16 protein-coding genes are annotated in these 17,880 nt (G+C 66.5%); 3 read left to right on the top strand and 13 right to left on the bottom strand.

Annotated features, from left to right (window positions below):
• Positions 1 to 15: 15 nt before the first annotated feature.
• The 8 genes from PKB_RS07840 to PKB_RS07805 all read right to left on the bottom strand — a co-directional run bounded on the left by PKB_RS07840 (position 16) and on the right by PKB_RS07805 (position 7,859).
• The gene (locus PKB_RS07840; RefSeq protein ID WP_043250547.1) at positions 16 to 1,128 is read right to left on the bottom strand and encodes a succinylglutamate desuccinylase/aspartoacylase family protein; all 1,113 of its coding nucleotides are present in this window, start codon (positions 1,126 to 1,128) and stop codon (positions 16 to 18) included.
• A 19-nt stretch (positions 1,129 to 1,147) separates the two neighbouring features.
• The gene (locus tag PKB_RS07835) at positions 1,148 to 1,846 is read right to left on the bottom strand and encodes an ABC transporter permease (RefSeq protein WP_043250545.1); all 699 of its coding nucleotides are present in this window, start codon (positions 1,844 to 1,846) and stop codon (positions 1,148 to 1,150) included.
• Between the two features lie 15 nt (positions 1,847 to 1,861).
• Positions 1,862 to 2,551 carry an ABC transporter permease gene (locus tag PKB_RS07830; RefSeq protein ID WP_043250543.1) on the bottom strand — a complete coding sequence of 230 codons (690 nt, stop codon included), beginning with the start codon at positions 2,549 to 2,551 and terminating at the stop codon, positions 1,862 to 1,864.
• Between the two features lie 169 nt (positions 2,552 to 2,720).
• Complete coding sequence (locus tag PKB_RS07825) at positions 2,721 to 3,500, bottom strand: ABC transporter substrate-binding protein (protein WP_043250541.1); 780 nt, start codon at positions 3,498 to 3,500, stop codon at positions 2,721 to 2,723.
• Positions 3,501 to 3,940: 440 nt separating this feature from the next.
• Positions 3,941 to 4,258 carry a helix-turn-helix domain-containing protein gene (locus PKB_RS07820; protein ID WP_043250539.1) on the bottom strand — a complete coding sequence of 106 codons (318 nt, stop codon included), beginning with the start codon at positions 4,256 to 4,258 and terminating at the stop codon, positions 3,941 to 3,943.
• Positions 4,255 to 4,602, bottom strand: coding sequence for a hypothetical protein (locus PKB_RS07815; protein WP_043250537.1), 348 nt, complete (start codon positions 4,600 to 4,602; stop codon positions 4,255 to 4,257). Before PKB_RS07815 ends, PKB_RS07820 begins: the two co-directional genes overlap by 4 nt.
• 156 nt (positions 4,603 to 4,758) lie before the next feature.
• On the bottom strand, positions 4,759 to 6,714 hold the full coding sequence (gene acs, locus PKB_RS07810; RefSeq protein WP_043250535.1) for an acetate--CoA ligase: 1,956 nt from the start codon (positions 6,712 to 6,714) through the stop codon (positions 4,759 to 4,761).
• A gap of 191 nt (positions 6,715 to 6,905) precedes the next feature.
• The gene (locus PKB_RS07805; protein WP_043250533.1) at positions 6,906 to 7,859 is read right to left on the bottom strand and encodes a LysR family transcriptional regulator; all 954 of its coding nucleotides are present in this window, start codon (positions 7,857 to 7,859) and stop codon (positions 6,906 to 6,908) included.
• A 320-nt stretch (positions 7,860 to 8,179) separates the two neighbouring features.
• Here PKB_RS07805 and PKB_RS07800 point away from each other — a divergent pair, with 320 nt between their 5' ends.
• The gene (locus tag PKB_RS07800; protein ID WP_043250531.1) at positions 8,180 to 10,327 is read left to right on the top strand and encodes an FUSC family protein; all 2,148 of its coding nucleotides are present in this window, start codon (positions 8,180 to 8,182) and stop codon (positions 10,325 to 10,327) included.
• Between the two features lie 457 nt (positions 10,328 to 10,784).
• Positions 10,785 to 11,048, top strand: coding sequence for a DUF2790 domain-containing protein (locus tag PKB_RS07795; RefSeq protein ID WP_043257045.1), 264 nt, complete (start codon positions 10,785 to 10,787; stop codon positions 11,046 to 11,048).
• Between the two features lie 86 nt (positions 11,049 to 11,134).
• Here the strand turns inward: PKB_RS07795 and PKB_RS07790 are convergent, their stop codons facing one another.
• On the bottom strand, positions 11,135 to 12,436 hold the full coding sequence (locus PKB_RS07790; protein ID WP_052355206.1) for a phospholipase C/P1 nuclease family protein: 1,302 nt from the start codon (positions 12,434 to 12,436) through the stop codon (positions 11,135 to 11,137).
• Between the two features lie 203 nt (positions 12,437 to 12,639).
• On the opposite strand from PKB_RS07790, the gene PKB_RS07785 reads away from it, so the two are divergent.
• Positions 12,640 to 14,304, top strand: a complete 1,665-nt coding sequence (locus tag PKB_RS07785) for an MFS transporter (RefSeq protein ID WP_043250529.1) — start codon at positions 12,640 to 12,642, stop codon at positions 14,302 to 14,304.
• Between the two features lie 610 nt (positions 14,305 to 14,914).
• Here PKB_RS07785 and PKB_RS07780 read toward each other — a convergent pair.
• From PKB_RS07780 to cobU, 4 genes are read right to left on the bottom strand one after another with little or no spacing between them, the layout of a single operon-like run.
• Entirely contained in the window at positions 14,915 to 15,649 is a 735-nt protein-coding gene (locus tag PKB_RS07780) for an adenosylcobinamide-GDP ribazoletransferase (protein ID WP_043250526.1), read from the bottom strand.
• Positions 15,646 to 16,254, bottom strand: a complete 609-nt coding sequence (locus tag PKB_RS07775; RefSeq protein ID WP_043250523.1) for a histidine phosphatase family protein — start codon at positions 16,252 to 16,254, stop codon at positions 15,646 to 15,648. The genes PKB_RS07780 and PKB_RS07775 overlap by 4 nt, the downstream gene beginning before the upstream one ends.
• Positions 16,251 to 17,306 carry a nicotinate-nucleotide--dimethylbenzimidazole phosphoribosyltransferase gene (gene cobT / locus PKB_RS07770; RefSeq protein WP_043250520.1) on the bottom strand — a complete coding sequence of 352 codons (1,056 nt, stop codon included), beginning with the start codon at positions 17,304 to 17,306 and terminating at the stop codon, positions 16,251 to 16,253. Before cobT ends, PKB_RS07775 begins: the two co-directional genes overlap by 4 nt.
• A complete protein-coding gene (gene cobU / locus PKB_RS07765) occupies positions 17,303 to 17,824 on the bottom strand; it encodes a bifunctional adenosylcobinamide kinase/adenosylcobinamide-phosphate guanylyltransferase (RefSeq protein WP_043250518.1) in 522 nt (173 codons plus the stop codon). The genes cobT and cobU overlap by 4 nt, the downstream gene beginning before the upstream one ends.
• Positions 17,825 to 17,880: the final 56 nt, after the last annotated feature.

Below are 17,880 nucleotides of genomic sequence, written 5' to 3'. Positions count from 1 at the left end.
GTCGGTTACTCGAATTCAGTCGTTGATCAGCCGGCCCGTACGGAACGGCTCACGCCCGGCCACCTTGGCCATCCAGTGTCCTGCCAGCGCGTATCGCCCCCGCTCGAGGGCGAAGAGCACGCCGGATGTCCCGGCGCGCACGGTGCTGACTTTGTCGCTCAAGGGGTCCACCACCTCGAACAGCGCCTCGCCCTTTTCCACCCGCTCGCCGGCGTGGCGCAGGAAGCTGACCACCCCCGCATGGGGCGCAGCCAGGTATTCGGTACCTTCGAAAGGCACGCCCTCGCAGCACTGCTCGGGCATTGCTGGCCATTCGCCGGCGATCAGCCCCTGTTCGGCGAGGAAGCCGAGGATTGCCTCGGCGCTGCCACGCGCCTGCTCGATGCGGGTGTCACCCATGCTGCCCAGCTCCACGGTGGTGGCCAGGCAAGCCGGCGGAATCGCCGCCTGTGGATAAGCCCGCGCCAGGCGCAGCCAGGGCAGCGAGCAGGATTCGTCGAACGAGTTGCCGCCGGAGTCCTCGGCCAGCAGTGCGACACCGGCCTTCAGGCGCGCCGCCAGGGAGCGCCAGCGCGGCCAGTGTTGCGGGAGGGCGTAGAGGTGCACGCAAGCCTCGAAGTCGCAATGCAGGTCGAGCACGATCTCGGCATCGCAGGCATGGCGCAGCAACAGGCGCTGCATGGCCTGCAGCTCGCCGACCGGCGGCGGCAGCTCGTCCAGCACTTCGCGCATGGCCTGGCGGATGAGCCGCACGTTGGCCTGTTCGTCGTCGCCCAGTTGAGCGGCAACGCGTGGGCCGACCAACGATGCCAGCTCGACGAAGCCGCGGTTGAAGTTCTGCCCGCCGTTCATCTCGAAGCGCCCGAGGTGGCTGGCCTGCAGCCATTGGCCGAGGCCGATCGGGTTGGCCACCGGGACCAGCTCGACCACGCCGTTCAGCCGCCCCTCTGCCTCCAGCGCGGCAAGGCGCTGCTTCAGCTCCCAGGCGGTACGCATGCCCGGCAGTTCGTCGGCATGCAGGCTGGCCTGGATGTAGACCTTGCGTTCGCCGGCGCCGAAGCGGAATACGCTCAGGCGCCGCTCGCTGCCCAGGCTCGCGCCAGGCAGCAGGTGATCGACTCTTTGCATGCTGCTTCCCTCTTCCGGCTCAGTGCTTGCGCGGCGCCAGGTAGGCCAGCCAACGACGCTCGGCCATCTTGAACAGGCGCACCAGGATGAAGGTGAGGACCAGGTAGAACAGGCCGGCGGTGATGAAGGCCTCGAACGGCAAGTAGTACTGCGAGTACACGGTGCGCGCGGCGCCGGTGATGTCCACCAGGGTGACGATGGACGCCAGGCTGGTGGTCTGCAGCATCATGATCACTTCGTTGCTGTACTGCGGCAGCGCGCGGCGCAGCGCCGAGGGCAGGAGGATACGGCGGGACATCTTCAGGCGCGACATGCCGACCGCCTTGGCCGCCTCGATCTCACCGTGCGGGGTGGCCCGGATACTGCCGGCGAGGATTTCGGCGGTGTACGCGCTGGTGTTGATGGCAAAGGCCAGGCAGGCACAGAAGCTGGCATTGGACAGCCACGGCCAGAACACGCTGTTGCGCACCGCCTCGAACTGCGCCAATCCGTAGTAGATGAGGAACAGCTGCACGAGCATCGGCGTGCCGCGGATGACATAGGTGTAGAGCCATGCCGGAAGGTTCACCGCCGGCTGCTTGGACACACGCATCAGCGCCAGCGGCACGGCGAACAGCAGGCCGATGAGCAAGGAGATGGCGAGTAGCTTGAGAGTCACCAGCAGACCACTGAAGTACAGCGGCAGGTTTTCCCAGACGATGGCGTAATCGAAGATCATTGCTATGCCCTCTCCTTACAGGTCCGCGACTTTCACGCCGACCGAATAGCGGCGCTCGAGCACACGAAGCAGAACCAGGGAGACAGTGGTGACGACCAGGTACAGCGCCGCCACGGCCAGGTAGTAGGTGAAGGGCTCGCGGGTGGCGTCGGAGGCCTGCTTGGCCTTGAACATCATGTCCTGCAGGCCGACCACCGAGATCAGCGCCGTGGCCTTTACCAGCACCAGCCAGTTGTTGGTGAAGCCGGGAATGGCCAGGCGGATCATCTGCGGCACCTGCACACGGAAGAACACCTGCAGGTGGCTCATGCCGTAGGCGAAACCGGCTTCGGCCTGGCCCTTGGGGATGGCCATGAACGCGCCGCGGAAGGTTTCCGAGAGGTAGGCGCCGAAGATGAAGCCAAGGGTGCCGACACCAGCCACGAACGGGTTGAGGTCGATGTAATCCTCGTAACCCAGCTGCGGCGCGATCCAGTTGAGCAGGCCCTGGCCGCCGTAGAAGATCAGCAGGATCAGCACCAGGTCGGGCACGCCGCGGATCACGGTGGCGTACAGATCGCCCAGCCAGGCCAGCCAGCGAATTGGCGAAAGGCGGAAGGCCGCACCCGCCAGGCCAAGCACTATGGCCAGCAGCATCGACAGCAGGGCCAGCTGAAGCGTCAGCCAAGCGCCGTCGACGATGGTCGCCCCGTAACCGTGAATCATGGTCAGCACCTCATGGAACTACTCGCCGTCCGGGCAAGCGCAGATCGGCAGGCTGCGCGGCACGCAGCCCGGATTGTCCGCGGCGGTCGCTACAGCGTCCGCCGCCCAATAAAAAAGTGGCACAAACTTCAGGTCTCGGCCCGGGTTTGCGCCACTTCGGGATCAGGCGTCAGTTCGAGCCGTAGACGTCGAACTTGAAGTACTTGTCCTGGACCTGCTTGTACTTGCCGTTGGCGCGGATGGCGGTGATGGCATCGTTGAACTTGCCAGCCAGGGCGCTATCGCCCTTGCGCACGGCGATGCCCACGCCTTCGCCGAAGTACTTCTCGTCGGTCAGCTGCGGGCCGACGAAGGCGTAGCCTTTGCCAGCATCGGTCTTCAGGAAGCCGTCATCCAGGTTCACCGAGTCGGCGACGATTGCGTCCAGGCGACCGGCAACCAGGTCCATGTTGGCTTCTTGCTGGGAGTTGTAGCGCACGACTTCGACGCTGGCCGGAGTCAGCTCGGCGGTGGCGTAGCGATCGGCGGTGCTGCCGCGCAGAACGCCGATCTTCTTGCCTTTGAGGTCGGCCTTCGGATCATTGAGGCTGGCGCCCTCCTTCATCACGAAGCGCGCCGGGGTGTTGTAGTACTTGTTGGTGAAGTCGACCGACTTCTTGCGCTCGTCGGTGATGGTCATCGACGACAGGATGGCGTCGATCTTGCGCACTTTCAGCGCCGGGATCAGGCCGTCGAATTCCTGCTCGACCCACACGCACTTGACCTTCATCTCTTCGCAGAGGGTGTTGCCGATGTCCACGTCGAAGCCTGCCAGCTTGCCGTCGGGAGTCTTGAAGGAGAACGGCGGGTAGGCCGCTTCGATACCGATACGCACCGGTTTGTCATCGGCGTGGGCCAGGGCGGTAAGAGCGGAAAGCGCCAGCGCGCCGAGAAGTGCGAACTTCTTCATCAGAGACTCCTTCGAGGGTAGGACTTCGATTGGCAGGAGAAAGGGGGTTGGCCCAGGCTGCCTGTGCAGAAGTGAAGGTTATTGTTTTCTGCGCATTGCCGTGGCGTGTTTCTCGTGAAAATCACGCCTACCAGGGTGAGCGGAATGATAGCGACAGCACCCGAGTGGTTATTTCTTCAATGCGACAAGTAATTACAGAAGCGCCGGACAGAGGCAGCCAGCACCTTGACGGAGGGGATTTTAGGTGATCAAGGAATGAATAGTAAAACCAATTTTTAAAGCACTTTATGGGCCAACTTTTTACAACTTCAATAACGACGGGCCCTGCAGCGAAGTTTAAACTGAAAACCCATCAATGGAAGTGCACCGAACTTGTGCCGATGTTCCCGGCGACCCCATTTTTCTGCTCCCGTTCCAGGCCAGGTGTTACCGTCCCCCGCTCACGCCAGCGCGCGGATCATCTCCAGCGTTTCCGGGTGCCTGGCCAGCAGGCGGATCAGCAGAGTGGCCTGGTCGTTGGGCCGAGAGCGGTTCTGCTCCCAGTTCTTCAGGGTGGCCGGCGCCGCCCGGAGAACGTGCGCGAAGACCGGCTGGGACATGTTCAGGCGCTCGCGCAGGGCGGCGATCTCCTCGCCGCTGGCAGGCTCCAGCGCCTGCTGCTCGACCTTGTGGGTGCGCAGGGTGATCTTGCCCTGGCGCTCCGCCGCCAGGTCGCCGAAGCCCTCCAGCAGTTCGGCAAAGATGTCGCGTTTGCTCATTTCGACTCTCCTCTCGCTCTCAATTCCGCTCGCAGCAGGCCGGCCAGTTGCAGCCTTTGCCTCGGGTCCAGGTCGTCCGCCTCGTCCTTGTCGTACAGGGTGAACAACCAGAACTGCGCGCCGCCGAGCCAGCAGTAATAGATCACCCGCAATCCGCCGCGACGCCCCTTGCCGCGCCGCGGGTCGCCGAAGCGCACCTTGCGCAGGCCGCCGGTGCCGGCAATGACGTCGCCTGCGTCGGGCTGCATCAGCAGCATCTGCTGGAACAGGCGGTACTCGTCGTCTTCCAGGTAGTACCTGCGATTTCGCTCGAACGGCGACAACTCGACGAAGATGGCTTTCATAATTATATGCGCTTTTTGCGTATATTTAAGAAGCCCTATCCTGCGCGGTCGGAGACCACCGGTCGATCAAGCGTGATGAAGAAGCGCGTCTGATATTTCCGCCGCACACAAAGAAAAACGCCCCGGCAAGCGGGGCGTTTTCGTTTCACGGACGGATCAGGCGGCTTTCATCGCCCGATGGGTGTCCACCAGGTGCTGTACCACGCCCGGGTCGGCCAGGGTGGAGATGTCACCCAGGGCGTCGTACTCGGCGGTGGCGATCTTGCGCAGGATGCGGCGCATGATCTTGCCCGAGCGGGTCTTCGGCAGGCCGGGGGCCCACTGGATGACGTCCGGGGTGGCGATCGGACCGATCTCCTTGCGCACCCAGGCCTTGAGCTCCTGGCGCAGTTGCTCGTTGGCTTCCTCGCCGGCGTTCAGGGTGACGTAGACATAGATGCCCTGCCCCTTGATGTCGTGCGGTACGCCAACCACGGCAGCCTCGGCCACTTTCGGGTGGGCGACCATGGCGCTTTCGATCTCGGCGGTGCCCATGCGGTGGCCGGAGACGTTGAGCACGTCGTCGACGCGGCCAGTGATCCAGTAGTAGCCGTCTTCGTCGCGACGGGCGCCGTCGCCGGTGAAGTACATGCCCTTGAAGGTCTTGAAGTAGGTGTCGACGAAGCGGTCGTGGTCACCGAACAAAGTGCGCGCCTGACCCGGCCAGGAGTCGAGAATCACCAGGTTGCCCTCGGCGGCGCCCTCGATGATGTTGCCCAGGTTGTCCACCAGCGCCGGCACCACGCCGAAGAACGGCTTGGCGGCGGAGCCCGGCTTCATGGCGTGGGCGCCCGGCAGCGGGGTCATCAGGCAGGCGCCGGTTTCGGTCTGCCACCAGGTGTCGACGATCGGGCAGCGCGACTGGCCGACGGTCTCGTAGTACCACTGCCAGGCTTCCGGGTTGATCGGCTCGCCCACCGAACCCAGCAGGCGCAGGCTGGAGCCATCGGCGCCGGCGACCGCCGCCTTGCCCTCGGCCATCATGGCGCGAATGGCGGTCGGCGCGGTGTAGAGGATGTTGACCTTGTGCTTGTCGACGATCTTGGCGACGCGGGTGATGTCCGGGTAGTTCGGCACGCCCTCGAACAGCACGGTGGTCGCGCCGTTGGCCAGCGGGCCGTAGACCACGTAGCTGTGGCCGGTGACCCAGCCGATGTCGGCGGTGCACCAGAAGACTTCGCCGGGGCGGTAGTCGAACACGCGCTCGTGGGTCAGCGAGGCATACACCAGGTAGCCGCCGGTGGTGTGCAGCACGCCCTTGGGCTTACCGGTGGAGCCGGAGGTGTAGAGGATGAACAGCGGGTCCTCGGCGCCCATTTCCTTCGGCGCGCAGGTGGAGCCGGCGACCTTCATCAGGTCTTCGTACCAGACGTCGCGATGCTGGTTCCACTTGATGTCGGAGCCGGTGCGCTTGCAGACGATGATCTTCTGCACGCTGCTGGTTTCCGGGTTGGTCAGGGCGTCGTCGACGTTGGCCTTCAGCGGGGTTTTCTTGCCGCCGCGCACGCCTTCGTCGGCGGTGATCACGATCTTCGAGCGGCAGTCGATGATGCGGCCGGCCAGCGCTTCGGGGGAGAAGCCGCCGAACACTACGGAGTGGATGGCGCCGATGCGGGTGCAGGCGAGCATGGCGACTACCGCTTCCGGGATCATCGGCATGTAGATGGTCACTACGTCACCGCGATGCACGTCCTGGCCGCGCAGGGCGTTGGCGAACTTGCAGACCTGCTCGTGCAGCTCGCGGTAGGTGATTTCCTTGTGGTCCGCGGGGTCGTCGCCTTCCCAGATGATCGCCACCTGGTCGCCGCGCTCGGCGAGATGGCGGTCGAGGCAGTTGTAGGAGACGTTCAGGGTGCCGTCGGCGAACCACTTGATGTCGACGTGGTGGTCGTCGAAGGAGGTCTGCTTGACCTTGGTGAAGGGCTTGATCCAGTCGATCCGTTGCCCCTGTTCGCGCCAGAAGCCATCCGGATTCACCACCGACTGCTGGTACAGCTTCTTGTAGGTGGCTTCGTCGGTCAGGGTATTGGCGGCCACTTCGGGACGCACGGGATACACGGATGCCGCAGTCATGACGCATTACCTCGGTACGGAGTGTTGTTTTTGTTGCGTCAAGTTGTAACGAGAGGGGTCTGCAGGAGCCATACGACCATGGTCTTACCAATCCATGTTCGTACTGATGAGGCGCATAAGCCCGACTGACGGGGCCTGCGGCAAAGCGTCACAGGCCCCGTTCAGGGAGAGAGGGAAGCTGGAAGGGAACGTCAGGAGGCCGGGTGCAGCCGCGCGCTGTGCTCGACCATCAGCTGCTCGTGCTCGGCGAGCATGCCGGGGATGCAGTCGCGCAGGAACTCGACCCAGGTGCGGATCTTGGCGTCGAGGAACTGCCGCGAGGGGTAGAGCGCATAGATGTTGAGGTGGAACAGGCTGAAGTTGGGCATCACCCGCACCAGCTTGCCGCTGCGCAGCCCCTCGACGGCCGAATACACCGGCAACGCGCCAATGCCCATCCCGGCGACCACCGCTTCGGTCAGGGCGTCGGCGGTATTGACCTGGAAGTGCGTGTGGTCGACGTGGGCCAGCTCTTCGCCGTCCGGGCCGTGGAACAGCCACTTGTCCAGCGACATCACGTTGTTCACCAGACGCAGGCAGCGGTGCGTGGCGAGGTCGGCCGGCACGTTAGGGAAGCCGTGCCTGGCGACGTAGCCCGGCGCAGCGCAGAGCACGCTGTAGGTCTGCCCCAACTGCTTGGAGACGAAACCGGAGTCCGGAAGCTCGGGGGCGATCACCACCGAGATGTCGTAGCCCTCGTCGAGGATGTCGGTGGTGCGGTTGGCCAGGGTCAGGTCGAAGCCGACCTCGGCGTACTTCTCGCAGTACCGCGAGATCGCCTTGATCAGGTAGTGCTGGCCGATCCCGGTCATGGCATGCACCTTGAGCTTGCCGGCCGGACGCGAGTGCGCGTCGCTGGCCTCGGCCTCCGCTTCCTCGATGTAGCCGAGGATCTGCTGGCAGCGCAGCAGGTAGCGCTGGCCGGCCTCGGTCAGGGCGATGCGGCGGGTGGTGCGGTGCAGCAGGCGGGTACGCAGGTGGGCTTCGAGCTTGGCCACGGTACGCGAGACGTAGGCCGTGGTGAGGTCCATGCGCTGGGCGGCGGCGGTGAAGCTGCCGGTCTCGGCGACACAGACAAAGGCACGCATGTTGTGCAGCAGGTCCATCATTTCTCCTCAAAGCCTGTCGGCGAGCCAAGGCTTGCGGCGGCACTCGCCACCAAGCAAAACCTTGTTACAGACTCAAGACAGGCGGCGAATTGTCGCACATCGACCCCGGCAAAATTATTGCTCCATCAGGCAACAATCATTCTTCCATCCGTCAACTTATCCCGCCTCCGCCCGCCTTCTAGAATCGCCCTCCCACCGCGGCCCCCGCTGTATCCAGGATCCGAAGCTGTGTTCCGCCATTCGTGCCAGGCGCTTCATCCCGCTGTTATCCCTTCGACCTTCCCAGCCCTTCCAGCATCGATCTCGAGGCATGTCCCATGAGCAGTCTGAGCATGCGTCTGCCCGACGCGAACGCCCTGCGCCAGGCCCTGGCCGAGTGGGCACGCAGTGACGGCATCACCTGGGTGTTCATCGCCAAGACCCTGATCACCGCCTTCACCGCCCTGTGGCTGGCCTACCGCCTCGAACTGCCGCAGCCGAACACCGTGCTGGTCAGCGCCTTCATCGTGCTGCAGCCACAGAGCGGCCAGGTATTGGCGAAGAGTTTCTACCGCATCCTCGGCACCCTCGCCGGGCTGACGGTGATGGTCACCTTCATCGCCCTGTTCGCCCAGGAGCGCGTGCTCTTCCTGCTCTGCGTGTCGATCTGGGTTGGCCTGTGCACCGCCGGCGCCGCGCGCTACCGCGACTTCCGCGCCTACGCCTGCCTGCTTGCCGGCTACACCGCGGTGATGATCGGCATTCCCGCCACCCTGCACCCCGAGGGCGCATTCATGCAGGCGTTGTGGCGGGTACTGGAGATCACCCTGGGCATCCTCTGCACCGGCGTGGTCAGCGCGCTGATCTTTCCGCAGACCAGCAGCGCCGCCCTGCGCAACGCGCTCGACGCCCGCTTCGGCGACTTCGCCGGGCTGGCCGCCGCCGGCCTGGAAGGTACCCTCGACGCCACACGTTTCGAGCAGGCCGCCGCACGCATCGCCGCCGAAGCGGTGGGCCTGGAGAACCTGCGCAACGTCACCGCCTTCGAAGACCCGCACATGCGCCTGCGCAGCGGCCGCCTGGCGCGCCTGAACAGCGAGTTCATGCAGCTGACCACGCGCTTCCACGCCCTGCAGCGCCTGCTCGATCGCTTGCGCGAACGCCAGGCCGCAGCCGTGCTGGAAGTGCTGATGCCGTGCCTGGTCGAGGTCGGCAGCCTGCTCGCCAGCTGGCATGGCCGACCCCTGCGCGATGCCGACGCGGCCTTCCTCGCCGCCCAGCTGGAGCACTGCCGCCAGCAGCTCATGGCGCAGATCCGCGAGGCGCGCGCCAAGCTCGGCCACAGCTGCCCGCGCGAGGCTGACCAGCTCGATTTCGAGACCGCCGCCGAGCTGCTCTACCGCTTCGCCGGCGACCTCCACGACTACGCCCAGACCCACGCCTCGCTGGCCGCGCACAAGCATGCCCGCGAGCACTGGAAGGAGCGTTTCACGCCCAAGGCCAACGCCCTGGCCGCCAGTGTCGCCGGCCTGCGCTGCGCGTTGCTGGTGCTGGTCGGCGGGGTGCTCTGGATCGAGACGTCCTGGCTCAGCGGCGCCACCTTTACCCTCACCTCGGTGCTGATCGCCGCACTGTCTTCGGCCTCGCCCAATCCCAAGCGCCTGTCGCTGCAACTGACCCTCGGCACCCTGCTCGGCGCGACCCTCGGCTTCGTCCTGACCTTCCGCGTGCTGCCGCACCTGGATGGTTTCCCGCTGCTGTGCTTCGTGCTCGCCCCGGTGTTCGCCCTTGGCGCCTTCCTCATCTCGCGTCCGCAGTGGAGCGGCTACGGGGTCGGCCTGCTGGTGTGGTTCTGCATCGCCTCGCTGCCGGCCAACCTGGCGCGCTACGACGCCTACACCTTCATCAACGAGTACCTGGCCATGCTGCTGTCGATGGGCATGGCGGTGATCGCCTCGATGGTGATACTCCCGCCCAACCGCCCCTGGCTGTGGAAGCGCCTGGAGACCGAGCTGCGCATGCGCGTGGTGCACACCATCAGCGATCCGCTGAAGGGCCTGTCGTCGGGCTTCGAGAGCGGCACCCGCGACCTCCTCAACCAGGCCTACGGCCTCGCCAGCGGCCGCCCCGACGTGCAGCGCCGGCTGCTGCGCTGGATGTTCCAGGTACAGGAAGTGGGCCACGCGATCATCGAGCTGCGCCGCGAGCAGGCAAGCCTGCCGGACGAACCCTGGTACGCCGAGAACATGCCCTGGCGCAACGCCATCCGCGTGATGGGCCGGGCGCTGATCCGCCTGTTCATCCAGCCCGGCGAGAACAACCGGCTGCGCGCGCTGGCGGCGGTCGAGCATGCCATCCACTGCACCCGCAACACCCACGAGCCGCGCCCGCCGCACTTCGATACCTCGCCACTGCGCCGGACCTGCAGCTACCTGCACTTCATCCGCACTTCCCTGCTCGACCCCAGCTCGCCGCTGCGCGGTTGAGGTCGAACAAGGCCTTCGCACCCCGTAGCCGTAGGATGGGTTGAGCCTGCGAAACCCATGCTGCACGGAACTTCGTTCGGAGGCCGATGCCGACCGCATGGGTTTCGCTTCGCTCAACCCATCCTACGAACCCAGCCTGCGACGCCATGCCACGGGCGACGATTTCGCGCGCCCTGGTTCCAACCGCACGAAAACCTCGCCGCCAGATCGCCCGCCCCGCCCGCAAACCCGCGCCACAGCTGGATTGTTGCCTTTTAGTACGAGGTATTTAAGGCGTCCAGACATATGAATCGACGCCCTGCGGACCTACCATTTGCTTGCTGTCGAAGCGCGCTGAAACACCCCAAGAACCCGATCGAAATTCCCTAAAGACACCCTCCCGATGAAGCCGAATATCTTCGTCCTGGCCGCGTGCGCCCGGATGCGGCTCCCGCTCGGGAAAAAGGCAGGTAAAAACATGAAAGCCCTAGTCGTTCTGGCCCTGGCCGGTTTCTCTTCGCTCGCCCTCGCCGAGCAGGCGGACGCCGCTGCCCAACCTCAGAGTCCGGCTGTCGAGCAATACACCTACGGCATGAAACTGGACATCGCCCACGTGGTTTCCACCACCGATGTTTCCAACGTCTGCGGCGTCGTTCCGGCCCAGATGACCTACGAGGATTCCCAGGGTCAGCGCCACACCCTCGAATACCAGGTCATGGGCAGCGGCTGCACTGGCGGCTAAGCCCTACCCGATGCCACCGCGAAGGGTCCACGCCCCCTTCGCGGCGCGGCGCTAGCATTCCCCTCGCTTCCCGCTCTGCGCTTCTCTCAAGGCTCCAGCACCGACCGCACCAGATTGCGGCTATGCGCGCCGAACGCCTTCTGCAACCCCAGCAACTGCTCGTCCAATTGCGCATCGTGCTGCAGCGGCGCCAACTGATTCCCCGCACTGAAACCCTGGCCGGCATTCGCCGGGATTGTTGCCAACCAGTGACCTATTGCCGCATCTAAGGCCGCTGCGTGGGCATGCGATTCCGCCGCTACCACTTCGCGCGGATACTCGCTGGAGTACGCCGGGTAATCCCCATCGCCGTTCGTGTCGTCGTAAGCCATCAGCAAAGCCGCGCCCTGCGGATTGCGGAGCGATTCCAGCAACCAGTCCAGCTGGTAGTGCTCCATGCCGATGTGGCGGGCCGCCACGCGGCTGATCGCGGCCTTCTTGTCGGCATCGAAGCCGGCCATGGCCTTCACCGCCGTCCACAGCATGCTGGTGGTGGTTTCGCCGGGCAGCGGCGTGCTGTGGTAGGGCTGGGTCAGGTCCTGGACGTAGTGCAGGGACCAGCCGAGGAAGCGGTAGCCCCAGTACGGATGGCCGTGTTCGAAGGCGTAGCGCGCCAGGCCGTGGAACTGGTAAGCACGCCACTCCGGCCAGCTGCGCTTCAGGTAGGGCGCGCCGGCGAAGATGATCGGCGACTCGTGGTAGAAGCCCATGTGGAACGGCGCCTGCGAGCTGAACTCGTAGCCCGGATCGCCGAAGGGCTGCGGGCCGAAGCCATAGCGCTGGCCGGCCGCGCCGGGGTTGTCGCTGAACAGGTGGATGTCGTGGCCGAAGTCCGGCTCGTCGCTGGCACTGGCCAGCACCGCAAGGGCGGCGACCGATTCACCCGGCTGCAAGGCGATGAAACGCCAGGTCGCCCAGCCGGCGAGGTCGTGGAACACCAGCACATCCGATGCCTTCAGGTGCAGGCGCTCGGGCTGGTCGTTGCCTGGCAACGGCTGGATCGCGTCGGCCAGCTTGATCTCGGGATTCAGGCGCAGCGCCATGAGGAAGGCCTGGCGTCGTTCGCCCTGTTCCTCACCACTGAAGCGCAAGTCGTCCGGCCGCGGCGGATAGGCGCGGAAGTGCTCGCGGGCGAAGCGCTCCTGCTCATCGAGCAGTTGCGCGAGCCCCGGGCCTTCGGCGGCGAGGAAGGCCTCCAGCGTCTCCACCGAAACCGCCGGCGCCTGAGCCACGGCCGGCAATTTCTCCAGGGCCTCATAGGTGCCCATGGCGTGATTGGACCAGGCCCACAGGCAGCGTGGCAGGAGCAGCAGGGACGACAGCAGGGCCAGGCGGGTCAGGCGATTCATCGAGATTCCCTTGTTGTTTTTTGCCGCGCAGCCTAGCAACCCTGCCGGCGCCGGCCCAGCCGCGGCGGGCCAGCGCAAGTCACCGATAGCGCCATGCCTGACCATCATCAATGGCACCCGCGATGCCGGCCACTACACTTCCCCGGCATGGCGGGCCGACGCGCGACCAACGGCGCCGGCCGCTCCGCACAAGGACTCACCCCATGCTGCAATCCGTTTCGCCCAAGCACGACCTGCCGCTGCAGAACGACCCCGAACCGCAACGCAGCGGCGTGCTCGCGCCCTTCTCCATCGCTGCCTTCCGCATCATCTGGATCTGCAACCTGTTCGCCAACCTGGGCACCTGGGCGCAATCGGTGGCCGCCGCCTGGGTGGTCACCGAGGCCCACGCCAGCCCGCTGATGGTGGCGATGATCCAGGTCGCCTCGGCGCTGCCGCTGGTGCTGCTGTCGATCCTTTCCGGGGTGCTGGCGGACAACCACGACCGCCGCAAGATCATGCTCATCGGCTTGTCGATCGAACTGTCCGGCGCGGCGCTGGTGACGCTGCTGGCTTTCCTCGGCTACCTCGACCCGCTGATGCTGATCCTGTCGATCCTCTGGCTGTCGCTGGGCAGTTCCATCACCATCCCGGCCTGGCAGGCGGCGGTGAACGAACAAGTGCCGGCGCGCCTGGTGGGCGACGCGGTGCTGCTCAACAGCGTCAACTACAACGTCGCCCGCGCTGTCGGCCCGGCCATCGGCGGCCTGCTGCTGTCGGTCACCGGTGCTCCCTGGGTCTTCCTCTTCAACTGCCTGTGCTACGCCTCGCTGATCTGGGCGATCTGGCAATGGCGCCGCGACGTGCCCAAGCGCAGCCTGCCGCCGGAGCACCTCCTCGAGGGCGTGGTGGCGGCGCTGCGCTTCACCCAGTACTCCAGCGTCACCCGCCTGGTGATGCTGCGCTCGGCGGTGTTCGGCCTGTCCGCCAGCGCGGTCTGGGCGCTGCTGCCGCTGCTGGCGCACCGCAACCCGGACGGCAGCGCCTCGGTGTACGGCTACATGCTCGGCGCCCTGGGCCTGGGCGCCATCCTCGGCAGCACCCTGGTCGGCCGCCTGCGCCGGCACATCGGCACCAGCCGCCTTATCAGCCTGGGCGGCGGCACCCTGGGCCTGGTGCTGCTGGTGCTCGGCGCGGTGGACAACCTCTGGATACTGTTCCCGGCCCTGATCCTCGGCGGCACCTGCTGGATCGCCGCGGTGGCCAGCTACAACTCGGCGGTGCAGATCCTCGTGCCCGACTGGGTCAAGGCGCGCGCCCTGGCGCTCTACCAGACCGCGATCTACGGCGGCCTGGCGGCGGGTTCGTTCCTCTGGGGCCACTTCGCCGAGACCATGGGCGTTCAAGGCGCAATGCTTGCCGCGGGCTGCCTGCTGCTGATCTCGGTGGCGTTGCTCTACAACTCGCGCCTGCCGGAGCTCGACCCCGGAGGCATCGCCCGCGCGCCGGCACCGCGTCCGGGACAACCGAGCTTCGCCTTCGACGAACAGCGCGGCGCCGTGCTGGTGAGTATCGAGTATCGCATCCCAGCCGAACGCACCCGCGACTTCGTCCGCGCCGCCAAGCCGCTGCGCCGCCTGCGCCTGCGCAACGGCGCCGAACGCTGGTCGCTGTACCGCGACGTCAGCGACCAGGAGTCCTGGCAGGAGCTGTTCCTGGTGGACAACTGGATCGGCCACCTGAGGATGCTCGACCGCCTGACCCTGGAGGACAAGACGATCATCGACAACGTCGCGAGCCTGCATGTCGGCGACGCGCCGCCCAAGGTACGGCATGGGGTGAGTTACGAGTCGGGGAGCTACGAGGCGCCGCCGGATACGTTGGGGTGAGCGTAGGGCGTACAACCGTTCGCGGTTGTACGCCGTTACACGGGCCTCATCGCCCTGCCAGGGCTGAACCTGACGCTTTCGGATCGCCCCGTTCAACCTCGAGCGGACCGGCAGCCATGGTTAAACGGCGGATAAGCCGGAGGCTTATAGGCCCTGTGCCCTACATAGCAACGCCGCATCCTCCCAACGTCATCCCCGCGAACGCGGGGACCCAGAAGCGCTTTTGGCTTGGGTGTTTCTGCGCCGCTTAGGCGTGCGTTGAAATTTCTTGTTTCGCCCCCTCGGGCGAGTCACTTTCTCAAACGCCAGAAAGTAACCAAAGCGCTGGCCCCGACATACGGGTCCGGCACGTCCCTGTACTGCGGGGCTTTTGCGACATCCATGTCGCGCAACCTCCTCTGCGTGGGCTTAGCTCGGCCTTCTGTAAGGGGCGTTCGGCGCGCGCGGATGTTTCTCTGGAAATCCCAAGAGCGAAGCGCGCGTGCGCTCTTCGTAGGAGCGGATTTATCCGCGAACCGCACGGCACGATGCTTCCCTTGTAGGAGGGTCGGGGACGCCTAGCTCTTGTCCGCGAATCGCGGGCATGGCCCGCGACAAGCCACACCGCCCCTCAGATCGCCAACGCCACCAGTACCGCACATTCGACCAGCTCGACCAGCGCCCCGGCGGTGTCGCCGGTGGTGCCGTCCAGGCGCGCCATCAGGCGGCTGCGCCACCAGATGAACACGGCCAGCGCCACTACTATGGCTACTACGCCCGTCAGGCCGGTGAGCGGCATCAGCACCACGTTCAGCGCCAGCATCCAGGGCAGCGTGCGGCGTGGCAGGTGGTCGGCCAGCGCCTGGCCGAGGCCGCCGGGGCGGGCGTAGGGCGTGGTGAGGAACAGCAGCGGCAGCGCGGTGCGCGCCAGCCAGGGCGCCAGCAGCAGCGGCCACAGGTGGCCTTTCTCCAGAAGCGTGAGGATCGCGGCGAACTTCAGCAGCAGGATCATCACCAGCACCACCACGGCCACCGGGCCGCTGCGCGGGTCCTTCATGATCGCCAGGGTGCGTTCGCGGTCGCCCAGGCCGCCGACCCAGGCATCTGCCGTGTCGGCCAGGCCGTCGAGGTGCAGCGCGCCACTGAAGGCGACCCACGCCGCCAGGATCAGGGCTGCATGCAACGCCCCCAGGGTATCGCCCAGCCACCAGCCCAGGCCGCCCAGCGCGGCGCCCATCAACAGCCCGACCAGCGGATAGAACAGCGTCGCCCGGCCGAACTGCTCGGGCGTCGGCGCCTCGCCCAGGCGAATCGGCAGGCGCGTGAGGAACTGCAGGGCGATCAGCGGCAGGTACAGGTTGCTCATCGGGGCGTGCTCGCGTCCTCGGGCTCGACCGGTCGAATGTCCCAGCCACCGGCGCGCGGTTCAACGCGCAGCCTCAGCAGCTCACCGTGGGCGACGCTCACCTGCAGCAGTTGCTCGCGCGCCAGCCCCTGGGCGCGGGCGCCGAGCAGACGCATCACCCCGCCGTGGGTCAGCAGCAACAGGTGCTGTCCGGCATGCGCCGCGTACAGTCGCTGCAAGGCTGCGTCGACCCGCGCTTCGAACGCCGGCAACGGCTCGCCGCCCGGCGGATGAAAGGCATAGGGGTCGGCCCAGAAGCGGGCCAGTGCTTCGCCATCACTCTCCATCAGCGTAGCCGCGCAAAGCCCCTCCCACTCGCCGAAGTCGAGCTCGCGCAGGTCCGCTTCCAGCTGCAACGGCAGGCCGCTGTCGGCAGCCAGTCGCTCGGCGAATGCCGCACAACGACGCAGCGGCGAGCTGACCAGCGCGTCCCACGGCCGCGCATCGCCGATGCCGGCACGCATTTGCGCCCAGCCCTGCGCGGTCAGCTCGTCGTCCAGGCGACCGCGAAAGCCGCCGCCGAGCTCGGTCTCGCCGTGGCGCAGCAGGTCGAGGCGCAGGCTCATGCCGGGCGGTCGGACACCGCCGCCTCGGCGAAGGTAGCCATCTCACCGTGCAGCTGGCAGGCCTGGCGCAGCAGCGGCACTGCCAGGGCGGCGCCGCTGCCCTCGCCCAGGCGCAGGCCGAGGTCGAGCAACGGCTGCGCTTCCAGCGCCGCGAGCACACGACGGTGACCCGGCTCGGCGCCGTTGTGGGCGAACAGCAGCCAGTCGCGACACTGCGGGTTCAGGTGCACCGCCAGTAATGCGGCGACGCTGCAGATGAATCCGTCCACCAGCGCGACCATGCCCTTCTGCGCACACGCCAGGTAGGCGCCGGCCAGCGCCGCCACCTCGAAGCCGCCGAGACGGCACAGTGCCTCGAAGGGATCGGCGCAATGCTCGCCGTGCAGGGCCAGGGCGCGCTCGATCACTTCGGCCTTGTGCGCCACGCCCTTCTCATCCAGCCCGGTGCCCGGACCGACCAGGGTCACGGCGCGCTCGCCGAGCAGACCGCAAGCCAGGGCGGCAGCGCAGGTGGTATTGCCGATACCCATCTCGCCGCCGATGAAGAGTTCGCTGCCGGCCTGCTGCGCTCGGCGCACCGACTCACGCCCGGCTTCCAGGGCGAGCAGTGCCTGGGCAGCGGTCATCGCCGGCTCGCGGGCAAAGTTCAGGGTGCCGGCGCCGAGCATCAGGTGCAGCACGCCGGGCAGCGGCTCCAGGGGCACGGCAGTGCCGAGGTCGATGACTTCCAGGCGGGCATCCAGGTTGCGCGCCAGCACGCTGATGGCCGCACCGCCGCGCACGAAGTTGCGCAGCATCTCGACGGTCACCGCCTGTGGATAGGCCGACACGCCCTCTTCCACCACGCCGTGGTCGCCGGCGAACAGCGCGATCCACGGGCGCTCCAGGCTCGGCCGCTCACGGCCCTGCAGGCCGGCGAGCTGGATGGCGACTTCTTCCAGCCGCCCCAGCGCACCGCGCGGTTTGGTCAGCTGGTCCTGACGAACAGCCGCTTTGTCGCGCGCCACGCGGTCCACGGGTTGGCATGGCTCGCGCCACCATTGCAGGCTCATACGGGTTCTCCCTTGAGGGTGATGGGCAGGCCGGCGACGGTGAAGACCACCCGCTCGCTGCATTCGGCGACGGCCTGGTGCAGCCAGCCGGCTTCGTCGACGTAGCGGCGGGTCAGTTCGCCCAGCGGCACCACGCCCAGTCCGGTTTCGTTGCTGACCAGGATGATCCGCCCCGGCAGGGCAGGCAGCGTGGCCAGCAGCTCGTTGATCTCGTGTTGCAGGTGCGCGCCGTCGTCGGCGAGCAGCAGGTTGGTCACCCACAGGGTCAGGCAATCGACCAGCAGGCAGCGGTCCGGCGCGGCCTGCTCGCGCAGCGCCTGCGCCAGGCGCAACGGTTCTTCCACCAGTCCCCATTCGGCGGGACGGCGTTCGCGGTGCTGGCGGATGCGCGTGCTCATCTCGCCGTCGCCGGCCTGGGCAGTGGCGAAATAGGTGACCGGCAGACCGCTGTCGCGCGCCAGGCGTTCGGCCAGGCGGCTCTTGCCGGAACGGGCGCCGCCGAGGATGAGTTCAAGCATGGGAAGCCTCCGCACGCGGTCCTTCCTGTAGGAGCGAGCTTGCTCGCGAACAGGGC

This window comes from Pseudomonas knackmussii B13, assembly GCF_000689415.1.
Taxonomy (GTDB): Bacteria; Pseudomonadota; Gammaproteobacteria; order Pseudomonadales; family Pseudomonadaceae; genus Pseudomonas; species Pseudomonas knackmussii.
This window is presented reverse-complemented; position numbering and strand designations above follow the sequence as displayed.